General features: G+C 67.9%; 17 protein-coding genes. 7 read left to right on the forward strand and 10 right to left on the reverse strand.

Features of this window, described 5'->3' with window-relative positions; all coding sequences use genetic code 11:
- Position 1 precedes the first annotated feature (1 nt).
- Genes FHY09_RS12030 through FHY09_RS12045 form a run of 4 tightly spaced genes read right to left on the reverse strand, consistent with a single transcriptional unit; the run spans position 2 to position 5,143 of the window.
- On the reverse strand, positions 2-1,063 hold the full coding sequence (locus FHY09_RS12030) for a fimbrial protein (RefSeq protein ID WP_166927116.1): 1,062 nt from the start codon (positions 1,061-1,063) through the stop codon (positions 2-4).
- Positions 1,060-3,735, reverse strand: coding sequence for a fimbria/pilus outer membrane usher protein (locus tag FHY09_RS12035; RefSeq protein ID WP_166927117.1), 2,676 nt, complete (start codon positions 3,733-3,735; stop codon positions 1,060-1,062). The genes FHY09_RS12030 and FHY09_RS12035 overlap by 4 nt, the downstream gene beginning before the upstream one ends.
- Before the next feature lie 45 nt (positions 3,736-3,780).
- Entirely contained in the window at positions 3,781-4,521 is a 741-nt protein-coding gene (locus FHY09_RS12040; RefSeq protein WP_166927118.1) for a fimbria/pilus periplasmic chaperone, read from the reverse strand.
- Positions 4,522-4,579: 58 nt separating this feature from the next.
- Positions 4,580-5,143, reverse strand: a complete 564-nt coding sequence (locus FHY09_RS12045; protein WP_166927119.1) for a fimbrial protein — start codon at positions 5,141-5,143, stop codon at positions 4,580-4,582.
- Between the two features lie 434 nt (positions 5,144-5,577).
- On the opposite strand from FHY09_RS12045, the gene FHY09_RS12050 reads away from it, so the two are divergent.
- The gene (locus FHY09_RS12050) at positions 5,578-6,054 is read left to right on the forward strand and encodes a hypothetical protein (protein ID WP_166927120.1); all 477 of its coding nucleotides are present in this window, start codon (positions 5,578-5,580) and stop codon (positions 6,052-6,054) included.
- A 37-nt stretch (positions 6,055-6,091) separates the two neighbouring features.
- On the opposite strand, the gene FHY09_RS12055 is transcribed toward FHY09_RS12050, so the two are convergent.
- Genes FHY09_RS12055 through FHY09_RS12065 form a run of 3 tightly spaced genes read right to left on the reverse strand, consistent with a single transcriptional unit; the run spans position 6,092 to position 9,937 of the window.
- On the reverse strand, positions 6,092-7,450 hold the full coding sequence (locus FHY09_RS12055; RefSeq protein WP_166927121.1) for an EAL domain-containing protein: 1,359 nt from the start codon (positions 7,448-7,450) through the stop codon (positions 6,092-6,094).
- A 42-nt stretch (positions 7,451-7,492) separates the two neighbouring features.
- Positions 7,493-7,843 (reverse strand): DUF6966 domain-containing protein, encoded by a 351-nt coding sequence (locus FHY09_RS12060; RefSeq protein WP_166927122.1) that lies wholly within the window; start codon positions 7,841-7,843, stop codon positions 7,493-7,495.
- 48 nt (positions 7,844-7,891) lie between these two features.
- Positions 7,892-9,937: a TonB-dependent receptor gene (locus FHY09_RS12065; RefSeq protein WP_166927123.1), complete on the reverse strand. Its 2,046-nt coding sequence runs from the start codon at positions 9,935-9,937 to the stop codon at positions 7,892-7,894.
- A gap of 133 nt (positions 9,938-10,070) precedes the next feature.
- On the opposite strand from FHY09_RS12065, the gene FHY09_RS12070 reads away from it, so the two are divergent.
- The 6 genes from FHY09_RS12070 to FHY09_RS12095 all read left to right on the forward strand — a co-directional run bounded on the left by FHY09_RS12070 (position 10,071) and on the right by FHY09_RS12095 (position 18,500).
- Positions 10,071-10,964 carry an NAD(P)/FAD-dependent oxidoreductase gene (locus FHY09_RS12070; RefSeq protein WP_166927124.1) on the forward strand — a complete coding sequence of 298 codons (894 nt, stop codon included), beginning with the start codon at positions 10,071-10,073 and terminating at the stop codon, positions 10,962-10,964.
- A 185-nt stretch (positions 10,965-11,149) separates the two neighbouring features.
- Positions 11,150-12,736: an SDR family NAD(P)-dependent oxidoreductase gene (locus tag FHY09_RS12075; protein ID WP_166927125.1), complete on the forward strand. Its 1,587-nt coding sequence runs from the start codon at positions 11,150-11,152 to the stop codon at positions 12,734-12,736.
- 77 nt (positions 12,737-12,813) lie between these two features.
- Entirely contained in the window at positions 12,814-13,956 is a 1,143-nt protein-coding gene (locus tag FHY09_RS12080; RefSeq protein WP_166927126.1) for an SPFH domain-containing protein, read from the forward strand.
- Between the two features lie 21 nt (positions 13,957-13,977).
- Positions 13,978-15,321, forward strand: coding sequence for a TFIIB-type zinc ribbon-containing protein (locus FHY09_RS12085; protein WP_166927127.1), 1,344 nt, complete (start codon positions 13,978-13,980; stop codon positions 15,319-15,321).
- Entirely contained in the window at positions 15,318-15,569 is a 252-nt protein-coding gene (locus FHY09_RS12090; protein WP_166927128.1) for a hypothetical protein, read from the forward strand. The genes FHY09_RS12085 and FHY09_RS12090 overlap by 4 nt, the downstream gene beginning before the upstream one ends.
- Positions 15,570-15,704: 135 nt before the next feature.
- Positions 15,705-18,500 (forward strand): PAS domain-containing protein, encoded by a 2,796-nt coding sequence (locus FHY09_RS12095; protein WP_456362798.1) that lies wholly within the window; start codon positions 15,705-15,707, stop codon positions 18,498-18,500.
- A gap of 12 nt (positions 18,501-18,512) precedes the next feature.
- Here the strand turns inward: FHY09_RS12095 and FHY09_RS12100 are convergent, their stop codons facing one another.
- The 3 genes from FHY09_RS12100 to FHY09_RS12110 form a co-directional block, all read right to left on the reverse strand.
- Positions 18,513-19,394 (reverse strand): NAD(P)H-hydrate dehydratase, encoded by an 882-nt coding sequence (locus FHY09_RS12100; protein WP_166927129.1) that lies wholly within the window; start codon positions 19,392-19,394, stop codon positions 18,513-18,515.
- 27 nt (positions 19,395-19,421) lie between these two features.
- Positions 19,422-20,177, reverse strand: a complete 756-nt coding sequence (locus FHY09_RS12105; protein WP_456362807.1) for a histidine phosphatase family protein — start codon at positions 20,175-20,177, stop codon at positions 19,422-19,424.
- 158 nt (positions 20,178-20,335) lie between these two features.
- On the reverse strand, positions 20,336-21,286 hold the full coding sequence (locus FHY09_RS12110; RefSeq protein WP_166927130.1) for a glutathione S-transferase family protein: 951 nt from the start codon (positions 21,284-21,286) through the stop codon (positions 20,336-20,338).
- Positions 21,287-21,385 lie beyond the last annotated feature (99 nt).

A 21,385-nucleotide genomic window follows, 5' to 3' on the forward strand; every position in this document is an offset into this window, starting at 1 on the left:
GTCAGTTGTACTCCAGGGTGATGGTGGCCGCGCCGTTGGCCTGCCCGGCCGCCGCCTGCGCCGCCTGGCGCATGTAGCGTGCGCGCAACGCGATGGTGTAACTGGCATTGTTCGTTTCACTCAAGGCCAGGCCGGAATCGCGCGCCGCACCAAACCCGACCGAGTCCTCGTTGGCCGTGCCGATCTGGATGCCCACGCCCGTTGCAGTGGCCGTGACCCCATCGTCCTGCAGCGCCATCACCGACTGGCCCGCATCGGTCACGCGCGTTACCGGGTCGACGCGATAACGGATCTGGTTGGACGTGCGGCCGGTCTCGGTCTGCGTGGTGCCGGTGGTCACCCAGCGCCGCCATTTGCCGAAGAACGCCGGGCAGTTGCTCAGCACCACCGGCACATCGACCCACGCGGTCGTGCTGCCGACGGTAGGGATCTCGCTGAGCTGATGGATGCCCAGATCGACGGTGACGTCCTGCGTGGTGCAGGTGCGCGAGACGATGTTCAGGCTGCCCTGCACGCGCCCGCTCCAGAGGACCACCCCGCTGTTGACGCCATCCATCCGGTATTCGAAGGTGGGCAGGCTGGCGCCGGTCAGCGTGCCGGCGGCGATCGGCCCGGTCTTGATCAAGCTGAGATCGTAGCTCTGGTTGGGAAGGAAGACGTTGACGTAGTCACCATTGAACTCATCGCTGACCGATGAGGGGAACGGGGTGCCACTGAACCATACGACCACGCCGATTCCCGGCACGTTGGTGTCGTAGACGTTGTTGCCGAAGCGCGGTGATACGTAGGCAGACTTCGGGAACGGCAGCGTCACGTACCGGCGTGATCGGCTCATGTCGCCCTTGGTACAGGCCACCTCGTTCGTCGGTCCCGCATAGTAGGTGGTGTTGTAGATCTCAGTGCCTACCGGCACATCGGGTCCTACGGTGATCGAGCCATTGAGATTGGCCACATTCACCAATGGCCCCTGGCCTTGCCGGTAGACGCAGTTCTGCGCCCATGCCGCACCCGGCAGCAGCAGGCCCATCACGAGCAGGGAGGCGAGACGTTGCAGCAGGTTCATGGCGCATTCTCCAGGGCGGTCGTGCGGGCATGCGGATCGGCCTCTGCCGGCGGCAGGGCGGTCAGGGCGCGACAACGTCCCTTGATGACGGTGTAGCCGTCGGCGCCGGTGACCTCAGGCAGCTGCACGGGCAGGACGCACTGCTTGTCCAGGCCTGCGCCCCACTGCACCTGGACCGTACCGGAGCCCTTCAGCCCGCTGAGCAGCAGTCGGCTGCCCTGCCCTACCACGCCGACCGGTGTACCGTCTGCCGTGGTGGCCTCCGCGCCGAACGGCAGCGGCAGGCCTTCGTCGGTCAACGCGTCGACCATCACGCTCTGGCCGAGCGTGGTGCCGTATTCCAGGCGCACCAGTGCGCCGCCACGCGGGGCCACCATGCGTGCGGTCTCGTCCAGCTGCACGCTGTAGCCGGTGCCCTTGGGATCGATCGAAATCGTATTGAGCTGGTACGGCGTGAGGAAAGGGACCACGGCGTAGCCACGCCGATCGATCTTCGCTCCGCTGCTGTTCTCCACGCGTGCACCCTGCGCGCCCGCCGCATGGACCAGTGCCATGGTCTCGCCAAGCGGGGGTGCGAAGGTCACCCCGCCTTCGTGGAGCACCACGCCACCGGAGGCGCCCAGGCCGACCTGCGTATAGTCGCTGCCGCGGGTCACATTGCCCGACACCTGGCCACGCGAGCCACGGAAACCGAGGTTGGCATCGACGGTGTTGCGTCCGGAGATCCTCGACACCGCTGCGCCGTAGCTGACCCGCTCGTCGCGCGCCAGCAGGCCGTTGGCTGACAGCTGCGTGGACGGCTCGCCGTTGCGGCTGCGGGTATGCATGAAATTGCCGGTCGGTGCACGTACGCTGCGACCCAGCGGCATGGAGACCATCAGCATCAGGCGGTTGTCCGTTCGCGTGGGGGTCGGCAGCCGCGGCACTGCCGCCTCGGCGGGCAGCGGGTCGAACCGGGAGCCGATGAAATCGATCGAATCTCGCGTGCGCTGGAAATTCAGGCTGTAGCTGAGCGATTTCCACTGGTTGCTGTAGCCCACGCTCAGATCGATCTGGCGCCCCGGTGCATTCCAGTAATCGCGACGCGTGCCGATCACGAACAACTGGCCGCCGCGCTCGCCGAGCCGCTGGTTCATGCTCAGGTCCATCCGGTTGCGCTGTCGCGCCACCGCATCGACACCCAATGCCCGCGCGCGCGCATCACGCAGTGCGGCCCAGTCACGCACGCTCACGAAGCCGTCGGTGGCATAGCGGTAGGCCGCGATGGCGAAGGTAGTGCCTGTGCTGACCACATTGCGGTTGTAGGCCACGCGGAAGCTGCTGCCGGACATCGACGCCAGGCCGGACACATCCGTGCGCGCCCAGGTGGCGTCGGCGGCCAGTGCGCCGAAGGGCGTGTTGACCGCCGTGCCCGCCAGCATCGCGCGATAGTCCTGGCCCAGCACGGCGCCACCGTAGGTGCTCACCGTATTGGACAGGCCGCGCTGGTACTGCAGCTGCAGCAGGTCCGGCGCATCGCGCAGCGAGGTTTCATCAACGCGTCCGGCGGCGACACCCCAGCGCGACTGGCCAGGCCGGAGGAGCTGGGGCACGGCCGAGTACGGCAGGGTGAACGTGCGCGAACGCCCATCGGCCTCCACCACCTCCACGTCCAGGTCGCCAGCGTACCCGGTGGGGTACAGGTCGGTGATCTCGAACGGCCCCGGTGCCACGCTGGTTTCCAGCAGGACGTTGCCGCGCTGGCGCACGATCACCCGGGCGTTGGTCTCCGCCACGCCCCGCACCACCGGCGCGAAGCCACGCTGCGACTGCGGCAGCATGCGGTCGTCGCTGCCCAGCCGCGCCCCCCGCAGACGCACGCTTTCGAACAGGTCGCCCGGGGTCGTGGTGTCGCCCACCAGCAGCTGCGCTTTCCACGGCACGATATCGTGCTGCAGATAGGCGGCGTTGGAACGGTATTGCTGCGGCTGGCTGCCGCTGCGGGTCAGCGCGCCCTGGTGGAAGAACTGCCAGCCCGCCACGCGGCCGGAGGCGTTCAGGCCCAGGAAGCTGGAATAGCGGGTCGCCCCGTTGCTCTGGTAACGGTAAACGTTGGCGTTGTAACTCAGCGCCAGCGCCGAGATGCCCGGGTCCCACTGGCTGGGATCCACATAGCCGCGCGCTTCGGTGCTGAGGTAGAGCTGCGCGACCTCCAGGTCCAGGCTCTGCTTGCCGGCGTCGAACGTCGCCGTCGCACCGGGGATCAGATCGCCCAGGTTTCCGCAGTACAACGTCTCCGGCCACGGCACGCGCGGCAGATGCTGTGGATCGCTCTGCAGGCGCAGCGGCGCGATGCCGTAGCGCACCAGCGCAGCCGGATCCAGGCACAGGCGTGACTCACCGTCGATCTCGCGGTAGACGATATCGGTGCGGGCCTGCCACTGTCCGTTGAGCCGCACATCACCGCGGTAGGTACCTGGCGCAACATAGCCATCCTGCGAGAAGCGCTCCAGGTCCAGGCGCGAGGACGCGCCCACGGGAAGGAAGGCGGCGTCGAACTCGACCGACGGTGCCGGGTCGTCAGACTCGGCAGCGGCCGAATGGGCAAGAACGAATGCCGCGACGAGCGCAGGCAGCCGGGCATGCCGCAGGCGGCGGGCGCCGTGGGTGGGCGCCCGGTGATGAGCATTCATCGTGTCTCTCCCGGGTGGTAGGCGGAGCGCAGGTGAAGGCGCTGATCAGGGCTGCAGGGCGACCTGGGTGTCCACCAATGCACCGAAGTCATTGATGACGGTGATGGCCGCCTTGACCTCACCCGGAGGGCGCGTGGTCAGGCCGTTGAGCAGGAACTCCGCCTGCGACAGGGGCGCGACCATGCCACCGCCCTGCCCGCCCTTCACCTCGCCGCCTGCCGACAGCGCGACGTTGGCGAAGTTGACGTAGTACGGCGTGGGGTTGTCGGCGCGGAGCACCAGGCCCTTGGGGCCGGACACCAGCGTCCAGCGCAGCTTCTCGTGCGCCAGCACCGCATCGCCGGACAGGCCGGCTGGCCGGTAGAACACCTTGATACGGGTGCGGAAGGCGAATTGCAGGATGTTGGCGTCGGCCTCGCCAATCTTCGGCGGAATCTCCAGCATGTTGAGCCAGTAGAGCGTTTCGCGGTCCGTCGGCAGCGAAGCGCCGGTGAACATGATGCGCGTGGTCTGCTGCTTCTTCGGATCCAGGCGGAACACCGGCGGGGCGACCACGAACGGTGCCTTGGCGGTGTCAGGTGTCGACTGGTCATCGCCGTCGTCCAGCCAGACCTGGACCAGTGCGGCGCGCTCGCCCTCGTTCATGAATTTGAGCGAGACTTCTTTGTCCTTCGAATCGTAGACCACGCGGGTGCCGCCGATCACCACCGACGCCTGTGCGGGGGTGGACAGCAGAGTGGCCAGCGCGAGTGCGCCCGCCGCGACGATGCGGGTGATAGCGTTCATGGGACACCTCTGTGGGGACCGGCCGATGGGGCCGCCGAGGTTCGGCGGCCCCTGCGACTCAGTTGTAGACAACCTTGTAGTTGACGTAGGACTGGACGAAGCCCGGAGCGGCCGCGCCGCCGTTGGCGACGTACTGGCTGGCCATGTCGATGGTCGCGGTGTTGTTGGTGATGGTCACCGGATCGGTCTTGAACGACGGGTCACGCAGATCCACCACGGCGTTCTTGTAGAGCACCTGGATCTGGGTGTTGGCCGCCGGCGAGTTGATTTCCTGGTTGCGCAGGTTGCCGTTGGTGGCGTCCACCTGGCCGGCGGTCGGGTCGAAGTACAGCTCGGCGACCTTGCCGTTCTGGCAGGTACCCTGGCCCGGGCCACCGATGACCAGCTGGAAGGGGTGCAGGCCGGCGACGGCGCCGGCGGCCGGCAGCGTGCTGGCTTCCACCGGATCCATCGGCACGGTGATGTTGGTGGTGCCGATGGCACCGGCGCCACCGGAGATGGTGCAGGTCAGGTCAGTGACTTCGCCGGTGAACTCGATGATGCCCGAGCCGTAGGACTGGGCGTTGGCGCCGGCAGCGGCCAGCAGCAGGGTTGCAGCGGAAGCAAACTTGATGAGCTTCATGGGGTCGTTGTCTTCTTCACAGATGTGATCCGCACGCAGGCGGCGAAAAAACCACACCCGGGAGCGGGTGAGGTCCGATTGACGGAACGGACACATGCAGGGTCCTTCCCGGCACGCCAGACTGCGGCGTACGGAAAGGAGCGTAGGCAAGCCTCCGGGAGCGCTCCATCGGACAGGGCCCACTTTCATCCGCTGAACTTCGGCGCATCCCCCCCCCCGTTTCCCACGCCGCGGGGGCCGAACCCTTGCCGCCTTTCGCTGTCCCACTGCGCTCCAGCAACAGGATTGGCGTGACGCGTCACGTTTTTTGCGTGCGATGGCGACTGTCCCTGGGATGAATCCCTGCGTGTGAGGCGCCGCTGGCGGGTTGAATGCGTGGCGTTGCGCCTCATCCTTCAGCTGCGCCCGCGGTTGGGCGCTCTCAGGAGAAATACATGCCGCACCACGAAACGCTGGCCTTGGCCGGCACCATCGAACACGTCTTCGCACACCGCTTCACGGTGCTCAGCGGGAACACGGTCCATCTGGCCGACCTCGGCCCCAAGGGCGCGCAGGCCTTCGCGCTCGAGCCCGGGCTGACCGTCCGGCTTGAAGGCGAACAACGACCCTCGGAAATCAAGGTGCTGCGCATCGCCAGGAAAGGCGGCCGGTTCGTGGAGGTGCACCACGCCAAGCCCCACCATGCCCCAAAGCATGCGCATCCGGACGTGCCGGCCGACCCGCTGGTGGCGCTGGCGGCCGTGGAAAAGGCCGATTGGAAGGTCCGCGGCGAGCCCCGGCGCAAGCCGAAGCATTTCGAGGTACTGGCCCGCCGGGGCGGCGGCGGATGGACCGAACTGCACGTGGATTTCGCGGGCACGATCTACAAGGAGAAACCCGCCGACCCGGACAAGTGGGCGCTGCCTGGCTGATCCGCGCAGGCATCGAGCGCCGGGCCCTGCCCGGTGCTCATGCTTCGGCCGCTGTGACCCCCTGGTGGCTGATCCACGCATCGAGCTGGTCCAGCGGCATCGGGCGGCCGAACAGGAAACCCTGGAAGCGCCGGCATCCCATGCGCAGCAGCAGCTCCTTCTGCGCGGCGGTCTCGATGCCCTCGGCAAGTGCTTCCATGCCCATCACCTCGGAGATCTCCACGATCTTGCCCAGCAGACGACGTGCGGCCTCCTGCGTGGTGGCGTCGGTCACGAACTGTCGATCGATCTTCAGCACCCGCACCGGCAACCGCCGCAACGTGGCGAGCGAGGAGTAGCCGGTGCCGAAGTCGTCCAGCGCCCAGCTCACCCCGAGCGCCTCGATGGCACGCATCGTCGCGCACGCCTGCGCCGGATCACTGCCCAGCGCGGATTCGGTGATCTCGAACTCCAGCAGGCGCGGCCGCACGTCCGCCGCCTGGATGATCGCGGTCACGGCGCCGACGAAACGTTCATCGGCAAGCTGCACTGGGCTGACGTTGACGGCGATCGTCAGATGTCGGCGCTCCGGATCCTGTGCCCAGAGTTTCAGCGTGGCGCAGGCCTGGCGCAGGACCTCCAGGCCGATGTCGCGGATCAGCAGGCTTTCCTCGGCCAGTGCGATGAAGCCGTCCGGCTGGATGAGCACGCCGGAGGGGTGGCGCCAGCGCACCAGGGCTTCCACGCTGGTCAGCCCGCCATCGGCGCGTACCTGTGGCTGGTAATGCACTTCGATCTCGCCATTGCGCACCGCCCTCCCGAGGCTGCGCTCAAGCTGCAGCCGGCGTCCGATGTCGGCCCGGTAGATCACGAACACGGCCGCAAGCAGGGCCATGGACAGGACGGTGTTGAGGATCGCGCCCCACGCGCGGACCTGGATCGGCGGCGAACGGCCCGGCGCGGCGGCGTCCAGCAGGCCGGTGGCGAAGGCCACCAGCGTGGCCGTGCAGAGCAGCGGAAACACGACCGACCCGTAGCGCTCGCGCGGCTCGAAGGTGAAGATCGCGCCTGCGGCCAGCGGCAGGAAATACAGGTGCGCCGAGCGCGGCACCCAGGCGATGGGCGCATCGATGATCGCCACCGCGCAGATGGCCACGAAGATGCCGTGCGCCACGATCAGCAGCGAGGTGCTGTCCGAGCGCTTGCTGCGCGACAGGGCCAGCAGGCCCACGGCGATCTGGCCGGTGAAGGCCATCGCCAGGCCCGCCCGGTCGAAGTACAGGTAACAGGCCATCCAGCCGAGCCCGAGCACGATGCAGGACACCCCGGTGAGGGTGAGGATCGCCCCGACCTTTTCCCTGCGCGCGGCACCATCGAACTTCGCCGTCTGTGCCGCCGAACGCCCAGCGTTTCTCATCAGAAATCCGTCTCCGATCCGGGTAGCGCCGCGACGGGCTCTCTACACTAGTGGTTCGTCGCGCAAAGGGCCAGCCACCGCGCGCAGCGCGTGCGCGGCCTGCCAGACCTGCACGGAAAGTGCCTCCAGTTCCTCCATGCCGGCAATCCACCGCCCTTCGTGGCGCGGCACGTAATCGTTGAAGCTGCCCATGCCGCCATACACCGAAAGGACCCGGTCGGCGAGCGCATGGAGCGCAGCCAGGTCGCCGGGTCCGGCCCGCTGCTCACGGGCCTGCTGCAGGCAGGCGGCGAAATGCCGGTACCAGGGGCCGCCCGGATCACGAAGGAGCAGCGCGCACAGCCGCGAAAGCGTTTCAACCAGGGTATGCAGCGGGGCGTCCGGATCGGGCATGACGGGCCATGGTCGTACGGTGGGTAGCGGAGTCTACGCGCCGGGCACTTACAGTTTCATGTTGAAGCCCAGGTGGACGGTGCGGCCCGCAGCCGGCGAGAACATCGGCTGCGCCTGTTCCCAGAAGAAGCTGTCGTACCACGCGTAGGCGTAGTCGCGGCCGGTGGCGTTGCGGACCTGCAGGTCCATGCTCCATCGCGGCGAGAGCTCGTAGCGCGCGCTCAGGTCGAGCACTGCGAAGTTGCCGAACTTGCCGGTGACATTCTGTTCTTCAAGGTAATAGTCGCCCTGCGCCCTGCCCTGCACGCCCAGCTGCAGCGCAGGCGTGGCCTGGAAATCCACCCCCACATTACTGATGTGCCGCGGCACGGCGGCCACTTCGCGTCCCGCAAGGGACACTGCACCGGGGCGGCCGTCGCGTTCGATCTTTGCCTCCTGGTAGGCATGCGAGGCCCACAGCGTCCAGCGCTCGCCCACCTGTGCGTTGATCTGCGCATCCACCCCGCGGCGGCGTGTCTTGCCCAGGGTCACCGTGGTGCCGGTGGCCGGCATGTTCGATACTTCGTTGGCCGCGTCCTGCTGCCAGACGGCCAGCCGCGCCTGGCTGCCGGCGAAGGGACTGAACTTCAGGCCCGCTTCCGTGCCGGTATTGGTGGACGGCTGCATCGGCCCCTGCCCCGGCGTCAGATAGGCCGGTGCCGTTGACCCGGTCAGCACCTGGAACGTGCGTCCCCAGTTGGCATACAGGTGGGTCTGCGGCGAGAACGAATACACCACGCTGAGCTTGGGCTGGCCGATGCTGCCATAACGCTGCAGCGGGCTGGCAGGGCCGCCCAGCACGCGGGTGGAGCCGCTGAAGCGGTCGACCCGGTACGCTGGCACGATCTTCAGCGCGGGCAGCGGCTGGTAGACCGCCTGGGCGTACGCGCCCCAGTTGTCGAATGTATGGCGGTCATCGTTCTGGATCCGTGCCGGGGCGGCGGTGAAATCGGTCGGTACGCCCTGGCTGAAACGCTCACGGCGATACCCGTTGTCCTGGTGTTCGTAGTTCACGCCGGTTTCCAGCGCAAGGTCCGCGCGGGCCTGCCAGGTCAACGTGCCCAGCAGGCCGCTCTGGCGCTCATCCCAGACCCGGCGCTGGCGCGGCGCATTGCCGGTGGGCAGGTCGCTGAAGGTGACCTTGCGGTCGTCCTCGTAGCGGTTGTGGTACAGCCGGGCGCCGAACGTCACACTGTCGCTCAGCCGCATGTCCAGGTGCAGGCCGAGCTGGCGCATGTCACGGTCGTCGTAATCGTTGGCATTGCGGCGTTCGCTGCCGCGGCGGTCGGCGCTGAGCTCATCGGCGGTCATGAAGCCCGGCTCGTCGGCCTGGTGATGGTAGGCGCGCGCGGTCAGCCCGAGCCGCAGGCCTTCTTCGAGATCGCCATGGAACCACTTGCCACCCACCGACCACTTCTTCGAACGGTCATGGTCGCGGTAACCGTGCGAGGCCTGCACCCCGACAAAATAATTCTGCGCCAGGCCGTCCGCCTCGCGTCCGACGGCCAGCTGGGCGTCGCGCGTGGCGTGGCTGCCGTACGCCACCCGGCCGTCGGTGTAATTGCCGCCCTGGCGGGTTCCAAAGTTCACGTTGCCCCCGATGTTGTGCAGGCCATAACGCGGATCGTTGGTGCCCCGCACCACCTCGATGAAACTGATCTCCAACGGGAACAGCATGTCGATGAAGCGCTGGTTGCCGCTGTTGACGTTGCTCGGAATGCCGTCGATCAGCGTCTTGATGGCGTTGAGGTAACCCTCGCCATTGAAGCCACGGAAACTCACCTTGCCCGACTCCGCGCCCTGCCGGGTTTCCGTGAGCTGCATGCCGGGCATCTGCCCCAGCAGTTCCCAGCTCTGGGACACGTTCTTGTCAGCGATCTGGTCGGCGCCCAGCACGTCCACCGAGGTGAGGACCTGGTGGGCGGTGAGCTGGCCCTCGCGGTGGGTGTGCACATCCACACGCCCCAGGGTGAGTGCGGAATCGGAGGACTGGGCACGGGTGTCCGGTGCGAGCAGCGCGGCGGTGACCGCAACGGCAAGGGCGGGGGCTTTCATGGGCGGGCATCTGTCTGGAGGAGTGGCTCCCACCACGCACGGCAGGCGCCTGCACAGCGCGAATGAAACACTATAACATTACGTCGTAATCAGCGCACTGTGCGCCAACCCTTTCCGCAAATCAGGCTCGATCATGACCCCCTACGACCTCATCATCATCGGCGGCAGCTACGCCGGCATGGCTGCCGCACTGCAAATGCTGCGCGCGCGCCGCCGCGTACTGATCATCGACGCCGGCCAGCGCCGCAACCGCTTCGCGTCGCACTCGCACGGCTTCCTGAGCCAGGACGGCAGCGATCCGGCGGAGATCGCTGCGATCGCCAAGCGCCAGCTGCAGGCGTATCCCACGCTGACCTGGATGGACGATACGGCGGTGGACGCGTCCGGCCGCAACGATGCCTTCATCGTGACCACGGCCGCTGGCGCGCGGTACGAGGCCCGGCGCCTGCTGCTGGCCGTCGGCGTCTCCGATGAGCTGCCGGCGGTCGACGGCCTGCGCGAGCGCTGGGGCCGCAGCGTGTTCCATTGCCCGTACTGCCATGGCTACGAGCTTGACCAGGGCGCCATCGGCGTCATCGCCACCGGTCCGCTGTCGGTGCACCAGGCCCAGCTGCTGCCGGAATGGGGCACCGTCACGTTCCTGTTGAACGGCGCCCTCACCCTCGACGGCGATGCCCGCAGCGCGCTGCAGCAGCGCGGCGTCAGCGTGGAAACGCAGGCCATCACGCGCCTGCAGGGCCACGCCGATGTGCTGCTTGCTGACGGTCGCCGCCTCTCCTTCGCCGGCCTGTTCACCGCCTCGCGCAATGCACCGTCAACACCGGTGGCCGACGCCCTGGGGTGCGCGTTGATGGAGACGCCCCTCGGCACGCAGTACCAGACCAGCGATGCCAAGCTGACCAGCGTGCCGGGCGTGTACGCCTGCGGCGATGCCGCGCGGATGCCGCACTCGGTATCCCTGGCGGTGGCCGATGGCGCGTGGGCCGGCGCGCAGATCCACCGTTCGCTGGTCTGGCCCGAGGGCTGAGGGGCAATCGCCGCCAGCGGCGCGCGGGCGCCGGGCCAGGGGGCTGAACGCCGGTTGGCGCAGCAGGCGCCGGATCGGAGACAATGGGCGGCCCGGCCCCTGCGGCCGGCCGCAGCACGGGCGCCGCACAACGCGGTCATCGCGCTGTGCCAAACGCCCCGCCTCGCCGCTTTTCCGGACCTGCCTTGAACACCTCTCCCCCGCCCCTCCCCGCCGTCGACGACGCCCCGCTGGCCGAGCGCCTGCGCCACGCCCTCGACCTGCTGGAAACCATCGACGCCGACCGCAGCGTCCTCGACGCCCTGCCCGAGGCCGACCGCGCGCGGCTGCACCGCGTCGTCGCGCAGGTCTACCATCCGGAGCCCAAGGCCAGGCGTGCGAAGCTCAAGCAGCAGGCCAAGGCGCGGCACCAGGAAAAGGTCGCCAAGGCCGAAGCGCTGCTGGCACAGACCGGCATCCGCGCCCTGCGCCGCAAGCCGGTGTTCAGTACGCCGAACTATTTCCCGCCGCATGCCGCCGGCCTGCACGACGCCCACAACGACGGCGCCGCCGAAGCGGCCGTGGAACCCACGCATTCGCCGGAGCTGCGCCACTGTTACGTGTGCAAGCAGAAGTTCACCCAGCTGCATCACTTCTATGACCAGATGTGCCCGGCCTGCGCCGAGCTCAATTTCCACAAGCGCACCGAAACCGCCGATCTGCGCGGCCGCGTCGCGCTGCTGACCGGTGGGCGGGTCAAGATCGGCTACCAGGCCGGCCTGAAACTGCTGCGCGCCGGCGCCGAGCTGATCGTCACCACGCGTTTCCCGCGTGATTCGGCCGCGCGTTACGCCGAGGAGCCGGACTTTGCCGAGTGGGGCCATCGCCTGCAGGTGTACGGGCTGGATCTGCGCCACACCCCGAGCGTGGAAGCGTTCTGCAGCGAACTGCTGGCCACGCGCAGCCGACTGGACTTCATCATCAACAATGCCTGCCAGACCGTGCGCCGGCCGCCGCAGTTCTACGCCCACATGATGGCCGGCGAAACCGCGGCGGTGCACGAGCTGCCGGAAACCATCCGCCGGCTGGTCGGGCAGTATGAGGGCCTGCGCGTGCCGGAGCTGCTCGAGGCGGCCTCGGCCACCGCCCTGCCCGCCGTACAGGCGGCCGGGCGCGGTGGGGAGGCGCTGCCACGTGCCGCCGAACTTTCGCAGGTGCCCCTGCTGGATGACGAGCTGGTCAGCCAGCAGCACCTGTTCCCGGAAGGCCGGCTCGACCAGGACCTGCAGCAGGTGGACCTGCGTGGGCGCAATTCCTGGCGCCTTCTGCTGGCTGAGGTGTCTTCGGTGGAACTGCTGGAAACGCAGCTGGTCAACGCCGTGGCACCGTTCATCATCAATGCCCGGCTCAAGCCGCTCATGCTGCGTTCGCCGGAGCGCGACAAGCACATCGTCAACGTGTCGGCGATGGAGGGGCAGTTCTACCGCAACTTCAAGACCACCCGCCATCCGCACACCAACATGGCCAAGGCCGCGCTGAACATGATGACGCGCACCTCGGCGGCCGATTACTTCAACGACGGCATCCACATGAACAGCGTCGATACCGGCTGGGTGACCGATGAGGATCCGGTGGAGATCGCCGCGAAGAAGGTCGAGCAGGAACGCTTCCATCCACCGCTGGACATCGTCGACGGTGCCGCGCGCATCGTCGATCCGATCATCCACGGCTTCAACAGCGGCGAGCATGTCTGGGGCCAGTTCCTCAAGGACTATGCACCGACGGACTGGTGAGCAGCGCCCGGCGCGCCTGATATAGTCCGATGGTCACGACGGGCAACGCGCCTGTCGGCCAATCAAAGGATGGTGTCATGGGTCTTCGGCAGGCGATCGCAGGTGCGGTGGGTGGCGTTCTCGCGGATCAGTGGAAGGACTTCTTCACCGTGCCCGCGGGTCTTCCGGCGACGGCGGCGCTGTTCGCTGCGGTTCCCAACGGCACCAACGCCGGCCGCGGGTCCAACACCCGCGCCTCCTCCAACATCATCACCAACGGCTCGAAGATCGTGGTGCCTGAAGGCTACGGCCTGCTGCTCCTGCAGGACGGTGCGGTCACCGCGTTCGTGGCCGAGCCGGGCGGCTACGAGTGGCGCTCGGACGATCTCAACTCGCAGTCGATCTTCGCCGGTGACGGCCTGCTCAGCCCGCTGATCCGGCAGAGCTGGGAACGTTTCAAGTTCGGTGGCCAGCCGGGCGCCCAGCAACTGGCCTTCTTCGTTTCGCTGAAGGAACTGCCGGACAACCGCTTCGGCACGCAATCGGAAATCTACTGGGACGACGGCTTCTTGGGTACCCAGGTCGGCGCGATGACGCGTGGCTCGTACACGCTGAAGATCGTCGATCCGATCCTGTTCGTGAAGAATTTCGTGCCCGCGCGCTACCTGCAGCCCGGCGAGGTGTTCGACTTCACCGACCTGGACAACCCGGCGGCCAACCAGCTGTTCAACGAGGTGGTGGGTTCGCTGGCACCGGCGTTCAGCCTGTACACCAACGATCCGGGCAAGGGCAACCGCATCACGCGCCTGCAGCAGGATTCACTCGGCTTCGCGCAGAGCCTGTCGGCGGCGGTGGAGACGGCCTACCAGTGGCATTCGGATCGCGGCCTGGCCATCGTCAAGACCACCATCGTCTCGATCGAGTACGACGCCGCCACCCGTGAACTGCTCAAGACCGTGCAGCGCGCCGACGCGCTGTCCGGGGCCCGTGGCAATTCCAACCTGCAGGCCAGCGTGGCCCAGGGCATCCAGTCGGCGGGCGAGACCGGCGGCGCGGCGGGCCTGGTGGGGGTGGGCATGGCCAGCGGCATGATGGGCGGCATCGGCGCGATGCAGCAGCCGGCAGCTCCCGCCGCCGAGGACCCGGTGGCCCGGCTGAAGAAGGCCAAGGAGATGCTGGACCTCGGCCTGATCACCGAAGACGACTACAACGCGCTGAAGACCAAGGCGCTGGGCCTGTAACAGGGCAGCGAGCCGCACACCATGTCCGACACGCCACGTCCGCCGCCGCTGCCCGGCGGCTCACCGCCGTTCAACCCGCCGCCGCGCACCGCGGTGGGCCCGGGCTCCCCCCGGGACGTGCCGCCCTTGCCCGGCGAACACGGTCTCGACCCGTCCGCCCTGCCCGACCCGATCGGCGAGGAGCTGCGGGCGCCCGATCCCGCGGCCCTGGATACGTCCAGCGCCGAACTCACCGACGGCGCCAACCGCTGCCCGCGCTGCGGCGCCACCGATATCCGGCTGAAGATCGGCACGGACGTGCTGGTGTGCCTGTACTGCCGCAATGAGTGGCACGGCACCCGCGTCGAGGAGGCCTTCGGTTTCGGCGACGATCTGGACACGCTGCGCGGCACGGTGATCGCCTCCGGTGCGCGCGACATCGCGGCCGGCACCGATACCCTGATGACCTTCAAGTGCACCGGCTGCGGTGCGGAAGTCACCATCAACACCGAAACGTCGATGACCGCGCGCTGCCACTGGTGCCGTCACGTGTTCGGCGTCAACGAACAGGTCAGCAACGGCGCCGTGCCCGATGCCGTCCTGCCGTTCCGGATCAGCCAGGTCGATGCGGTTTCGCGCATCCGCCAGTTCGTCGACAAGCGCCGCCTGTTCGCCCTCAAGGCCTTCAAGGCCGAGTTCACGCCGGAGAACGTGGTGGGCGTCTACCTGCCCTACATGATCGTCGATGGCAATGTCAGCGCCAGCGTGGCCGGCAAGGGCGAGATCCTGACCCGGCAGTACACCCGCGGCACCGAAAAGAACAAGCGCACCTATTACGATGCGGCGGTCTACCAGGTCGAGCGAAGCGTCGACTTCACCGTCGATGACCTGCCCCTGGAATCTTCAGCCGAGCGTGGCAACCTGGATGTCTCGGCAAACACCAACAACATCATCAACGCGATCCTGCCGTTCGACACCGCCAATGCGCTGAAGTGGAACGCATCCTACCTGGTCGGCTTTACTTCGGAGAAGCGCAACGTCGACGTGGAAGCGCTGCGGCCACGGCTGGAAGACCAGCTCCTGTCCATCGCCCGTGCGCAGGTGGCGCCCTCGCTGGGCCGTTATGACCGTGGCGTGCGCTGGGAACAGGAAGCCCTGGACGTGCACGGCACGCGCTGGGTCTCGATGTACCTGCCGGTGTGGCTGTATTCGTACCACCAGCCGGGTCGCAACGGCGGCATGCTGCATTACATCGCGGTCAACGGGCGCACCGGCGAGACCATGGGCAGCGTGCCCGTACAGAAATGGAAACTGCTGCTGGCCGCACTCGCCGTCGGCACGGTGATCGAAGCCCTCGCACTCTCGATACTGGTGGCGACCTCATGAGCGACGATACTGGCCTGTGGCTGCTGCTCTCCGGCCCCACGGGTGCGGCGGCCCTGTACTGGGCGCTGTACCGTTATTACCGCAACACCGACAAATCGCATGCGTTCGAACGCGAAACCCGCGTGCAGGCCGGTCCGATCGCCGGTGTGGACCGGCAGGTGGATACGGTTACCGGCACGCAGGAGCGGCGGATCCGCGGCGAGAACGGGACTGCCTACCGCACGCGCGTGGTGCGCGTGAAGCGCTAGCCGCTGCCTGCCCGGTCGCTGGCGCGTGAGGATGGCGCGACGGCACTACCTGTAAATTGGGCATGCGGGCGGGGGGCAGGACCGGCAGGGCCGGTGATGCGTCCCGACGCATCGACTTTCCCTGACGAGACGTTCGTGAAGCAGACCGAAATGCCCGAAAACCAGAGCGCGCGCGATAGCGAGCGGGTCAAGCTGGCCCTTGCCGCCGGTGCCATCGTCGGCACCTGGTTCTGGGACATCACGCGCGACAGCGTCACCATGGACGCCGCACTGGCCGGAGCCTTCGGGATGGAAGGTGCGCCGGCAAACAGCGAGCTGCCGCTGGAGGCGTTGCTGTCCGCCGTGCACCCGGACGATCTGCCGGGCCTGCGCAATGCGATCAGCGAGGCCATGAAGCGCGGTGGACGTTACGCGCACCAGTACCGCACGCGCAGCGCCGAAGGCGTTTACCGCTGGATCGAAGCAATCGGCCGGGTGGACATGGATGCCGAGGGGCGTGCGGTGTCCTTCCCCGGCGTGATCATCGACATCGAGGACCGGCGCCGTGTGGAAAGCGAGCGCGATGAGGCGCAGACGCTGCTGCGCTCCTTCATGGAGGCCGCGCCCGGCGTGGTCTACGCCAAGGACCGCCTGGGCCGGCTGCTGATCGGCAATCGCGGCACCAGCGAACTGCTCGGCATGCCGCCGGAAGACTACGTGGGACGCACCGATGCCGAAGTCCTGCGCGATCCCGCGCAGGCCGCCGCGGTGATGGCCAACGACGAACGCATCATGCGCAGTGGCTTGGGCGAGCAGGTCGAAGAGGCGGTGAGCCTGCCCGACGGCACGCAGGCCTGGTGGCTGTCCACCAAGGCGCCGCTACGCAATGCACAGGGCGATGTGATCGGGCTGGTCGGCACCTCGCTGGACATCACCGCACGCAAGGCGGCCGAAGCCCTGCACCTGGAGATCGAGGAACGCTACCGGCTCGCCGCGCACGCCACCAACGACGCGATCTGGGACTGGCGCATGCAGGACGGCCACGTGATCTGGAACGAGGCGTTGCGCAAGCTGTTCGGCCACGCGTTGGCCGAGACCGATGCACAGTGGTGGATCGACCACATCCATCCCGATGATCGTGACCGGATAGACCGCGAGATCCACGCCGTGATCGAAGGTGATGGCAGCGAATGGATGGGCGAGTACCGGTTCCAGCGCGCCGATGGCAGTTACGCGTCCGTACTGGATCGTGGCACCGTGCTGCGCGGGCCCGGCGGCAAGCCGCTGCGGATGATCGGCGCCATGCTCGACCTGACCCGGCGCAAGGCCGCCGAGGCGGCGCTGGCGCAGAGCGAGGAACGCCTGCGGCTGGCCACCGAGGGCGCCGACATCGGGTTCTGGGACGTGGACATGGTGCGTGACCGCCTGATCTGGGCCCCGCGTACGCGCAGGATGTTCGGCATCACCACCGAGGGTGATGTGACGTTCGCCGACTTCACGGCCGGCCTGCACCCGGATGACCAGGACGCCACGCTGGCCGCCTTCGCCGCCGCCGCCGATCCGCAGCGCCGTGCGCTCTATGATGTGGAATACCGCACGGTCGGGCGCGAAGACGGCGTGGTGCGCTGGGTGGCCGCCAAGGGGCGCGGTGTGTTCGAGGGCGACCGCTGCCTGCGCGTGCTTGGCGTGGTGGTGGATGTCACCGAGCGCAAACACGTGCAGGCACGGCTGCAGGAGCTCAACGAGCATCTGGAGAGCCGCGTGGCGGCCGAAGTGGCCGAACGCACGCGGGTCGAGGATGCGTTGCGGCAGAGCCAGAAGATGGAGGCCGTGGGCCAGCTCACCGGCGGCATCGCGCACGATTTCAACAACATGCTGGCCACGATCATCGGGCCGCTTGACCTGCTGTCGGCCCGGGTCGGCGATGACGACCCGCGAGCGCGGCGCTACATCGACATGGCCATCGATGGCGCCCGGCGTGCGGCACTGTTGACCCAGCGCCTGCTGGCCTTCTCGCGGCAACAGCCGCTGCAGCCGGTGGCGGTGGACGCCAACCGCCTGGTGGCCGGCATGTCCGACCTGCTGGTGCATTCGCTGGGTGGCAGCGTGCGGTTGGAAACCGTGCTCGCCGCCGATCTTTGGAGCGTCTATGCCGACGCCAACCAGCTCGAGAACCTCATTCTCAACCTGGCGGTCAATGCACGCGACGCGATGCCCGGCGGCGGCCGGCTGCTGGTCGAGACGGCGAACCTCGATCTGCGCGACCCGGAGAAGGCGCGCGCGGCCGACGTGCCGCCGGGCCAGTACGTGGGGCTGTGCGTATCCGATACCGGCAGCGGCATGTCGGCCGAAGTGATGGCCAAGGCCTTCGAGCCGTTCTTCACCACCAAGAAAGTGGGCCAGGGCACCGGGCTCGGGCTGTCGCAGGTCTACGGCTTCGTCAAGCAGTCCTCCGGCCACGTGCGGCTGTCCTCCACGGAGGGCCAAGGCACCACGCTGCGGGTTTACCTCCCGCGCCTGCTCGACGAGGTCCGCCCTGTCGCTGTGACCCAGGGCCCTGCCGCGGCGTCGGTGCGCGGGGGCGCGGAACTGATCCTGGTGGTGGATGACGAACCGGCCGTGCGCCAGTTCTCCATCGATGCGCTGACCGAGCTGGGCTACCCGGTGGTGGCGGCGGAAAACGCGGCCGGTGCGCTGCGGTTGCTGGATGAGCAGCCAGGCATCGTGCTGCTGTTCACCGACGTGGTGATGCCCGAAGTCAACGGCCGGCAGTTGGCCGATGCCGCGCGCCACCGTTATCCGGATCTCAAGGTCCTGTTCACCACCGGCTACAGCCGCAACGCCCTGGTCCACGATGGCGTGCTTGATTCCGGTGTGCAGCTGATCGGCAAACCGTTCACCGTGGAGGCGCTCGCACGACGCGTGCGCGAGGTTCTCGACACGGTGCGCTGAGCCGGGGCGGGCTCAGCCCTGCGACTGGCCACGCAGGGGAAACCCGTGCAGGATGGCGGGCACCCGCGGCGCGATCTCGCGTGCGAGAAAGCCCAGCGCTCCTACTTCGATGGCCAGTCGGCGGCCTGCCTCGGCATGTGTCCACACACCCCAGAGCGCAGCATCCAGTGCACTGGCGCCGCGTGCGGCGAAGCCGGCGATGAGCCCGGCCAGCACATCGCCCGAGCCGGAGGTTCCCAGGCCCGGGCCGCCGCCCTCGTTGCGCCACGCCTGCCCACTGGGCGCGACCACGTAGGTGAGCGGTCCTTTCATGACCACCACGCTGCGGGTCTGCGCCGCGATTCGACGGGCGTGCGCGAGGGGATCGTGTTCCACGGCATCCTTGTCGCCGTCACACAACGCGGCCATCTCGCCCGCGTGCGGTGTCAGTACGAAGGGCGCGCCCTCTGCCGCGCGTACCCCCCGCTGCAGGGCGCCGGCATCGAGCACGATCTGCCCCTGCGCCTGCGACGCCCGTTCGGTCAGACGTGCAAGGAAACGGCTGCCCAGCATGCCGGGGCCGATGACCAGCGCGCCACAGGTATCCAGCGCGGCATCCAGAGCCTTGTCTCCGGCTGCGATCTCCCCATCAGCCCGCTCGCGCAGCCCGACCACCATCGCCTCAGGTACGGCGACAGCCAACGCGCAGGCCACGCTGCGCGCCGTGATGATCTGCAGTTTTCCAGCCCCGGCGCGCAGCGCTGCTTCGCCTGACAGTCGTACGGCGCCGGGCACGCGTGCTGAGCCGCCGATCACGCAGACGCGTCCGCGGTCTTCCTTGTCCTGCCCGGGGGCCGGCAAGGGGATGCCTCGCAGGACGGCGGGCGTGAGTTCGATGGGCGTGTCGGTCGGCATTGTCAGCGGGTTCTCGGCGGACGGGGGTCAGCGTGCGCCGGCGGGCGCGTCGGGCTCGCGGGTGCAGGTCAGAGGTGACGATGCGGGCGCCACGAAATTGGCCGCAGCCAGGTCCAGGCCATTGCCATCGGGGGTCACCTGGTATTCCGTGACCCCGCAGTTGGGCACATCGCCCTCGCGATCGATGTCCAGGATCGCGCGCTCGTCGAGCCCTTCCAGCAGATAACGCATGCAGTTGACGATCACCTGGTGACCGACGATCAACACACGCGCACCGGCGTGGCTCTGCTGCAGGTCACCCACCACGCCGCGCAGGCGCAGGATGACATCGCACCAGCTTTCGCCGCCCGGCGGGCGGAAATAGAATTTGCCGACCAGCTTGCGCTGCTCCGCCAGCTCCGGAAACGTGGCCACGATGCCGGCGGAGGTGTACCGGTCGAGAACGCCGAACTCCTTCTCGCGCAGCCGCTCGTCCACGATCATCCGCACCCGGTCGGGCGATAGCGCATCACATACCGCCTGCGCCGTCTGCCGCGCGCGCACGTACGGCGACACGAGGACGATCTGCGGCTGCTCCTCAGCCGGTCGTGCCGCCATCCACGCACCCAGCGCCTGCGATTGCTGCTCTCCCAGCCGGGACAGCGGCACGTCGGCGTCGCGATGCTCCAGGTCGATCAATGCCACACCGTGCGCCTCCGCATGATCGCGCGCCACGTTGCCGGCGCTCTGTCCATGCCGCACGATCCACATCCGTGCCGGCCAACGGGCGCTGGCGCCCTCCATCGCACTCTTCTGCTCCACGCGGTTCTCCCTCAAAGCGGCAGGACCGTTGTAGCCGTGCCGTCGTTGAACAGCGGTGAACATCGCCAAGGTGCCCTTCGCATGCTCACGACATCCTGCTCGCTGCAGCGGGCCGGTCACGCGTGCCCGGCAGGGCGTGCTCAGTACAGATGGGCCGGCCCCACCGGCACGATGCCGTTCGGATTGAGGTGGCGGTGGCTTTCGTAGTAATGCCGCTTGATATGCATCATGTCCACCGTCGCTGCGATCTGCGGAATTGCCAGCATGCGCTGCACGAATGCGTGCAGTCCGGGGTAATCCACAATGCGCCGCAGCGTGCACTTGAAATGCACCGCGTAGACGGCATCGAACCGGATCAGGGTGGTGAACAGCCGGATGTCGGCCTCGGTCATGCCCTCGCCTACCAGCCAGGGCTGCTGCTGCAGGCGCGCGTCGAGGGCATCCAGTGTCTCGAACAAGGGGCCGACCGCTTCCTCGTAGGCCGCTTGGGTCGACGCGAACCCAGCCTTGTATACGCCGTTGTTCACCGCTTCGTAGACCTCGGCATTCACTGCATCGATCCGCTCCCGCAGCGCGGCCGGGTAGTAATCGCCACTGCGCGCGCCGAGGCTGTCGAACGCGCTGTTGAACATGCGCAGGATGTCGGCCGATTCGTTGCTGACGATGCTGCCGTCGTGGCGGTCCCACAGCACCGGTACGGTCACCTTGCCGGTCATCCCCGGTCTGGCCGCCGCGTAGAGTTCATGGAGGTGCCGCGCCCCGTGTTCGGGGTCGGCGACAACGCCCTCGCCCGGCGTGAAGCTCCACCCCTGCTCGCCCATGTACCAGTGCACCACCGAGACCGGGATCATCGCCTCCAGGCCTTTGAGCGCGCGCAAGATCAGCGTCCGGTGCGCCCACGGACAGGCCAGGCTGACATACAGGCGGAAGCGATCAGGCGCGGCAGGGACGCCGGGCGCGCCGTCCGGGCCGGGCTGTCCATCGGCCGTCACCCAGCGCCGGAAGGTGGCGGCCTCGCGCTTGAAATGCCCATCAGCCGCAGCGCTGCCCGCCGTGCCCTGCTCCCATGTTCCGTCGATCAGCCTACCCATGCAGCGTCCACCTCCATGCCGTGCAGGCCGGATGCGGAAGTGCACGGCCCGCGGTCGTGAGTTCCTTTGTAGTGGCCCGGGCGGTTGCGTGCAGTGAAG

The sequence above is a fragment of the Xanthomonas sp. 60 genome (assembly GCF_011761925.1).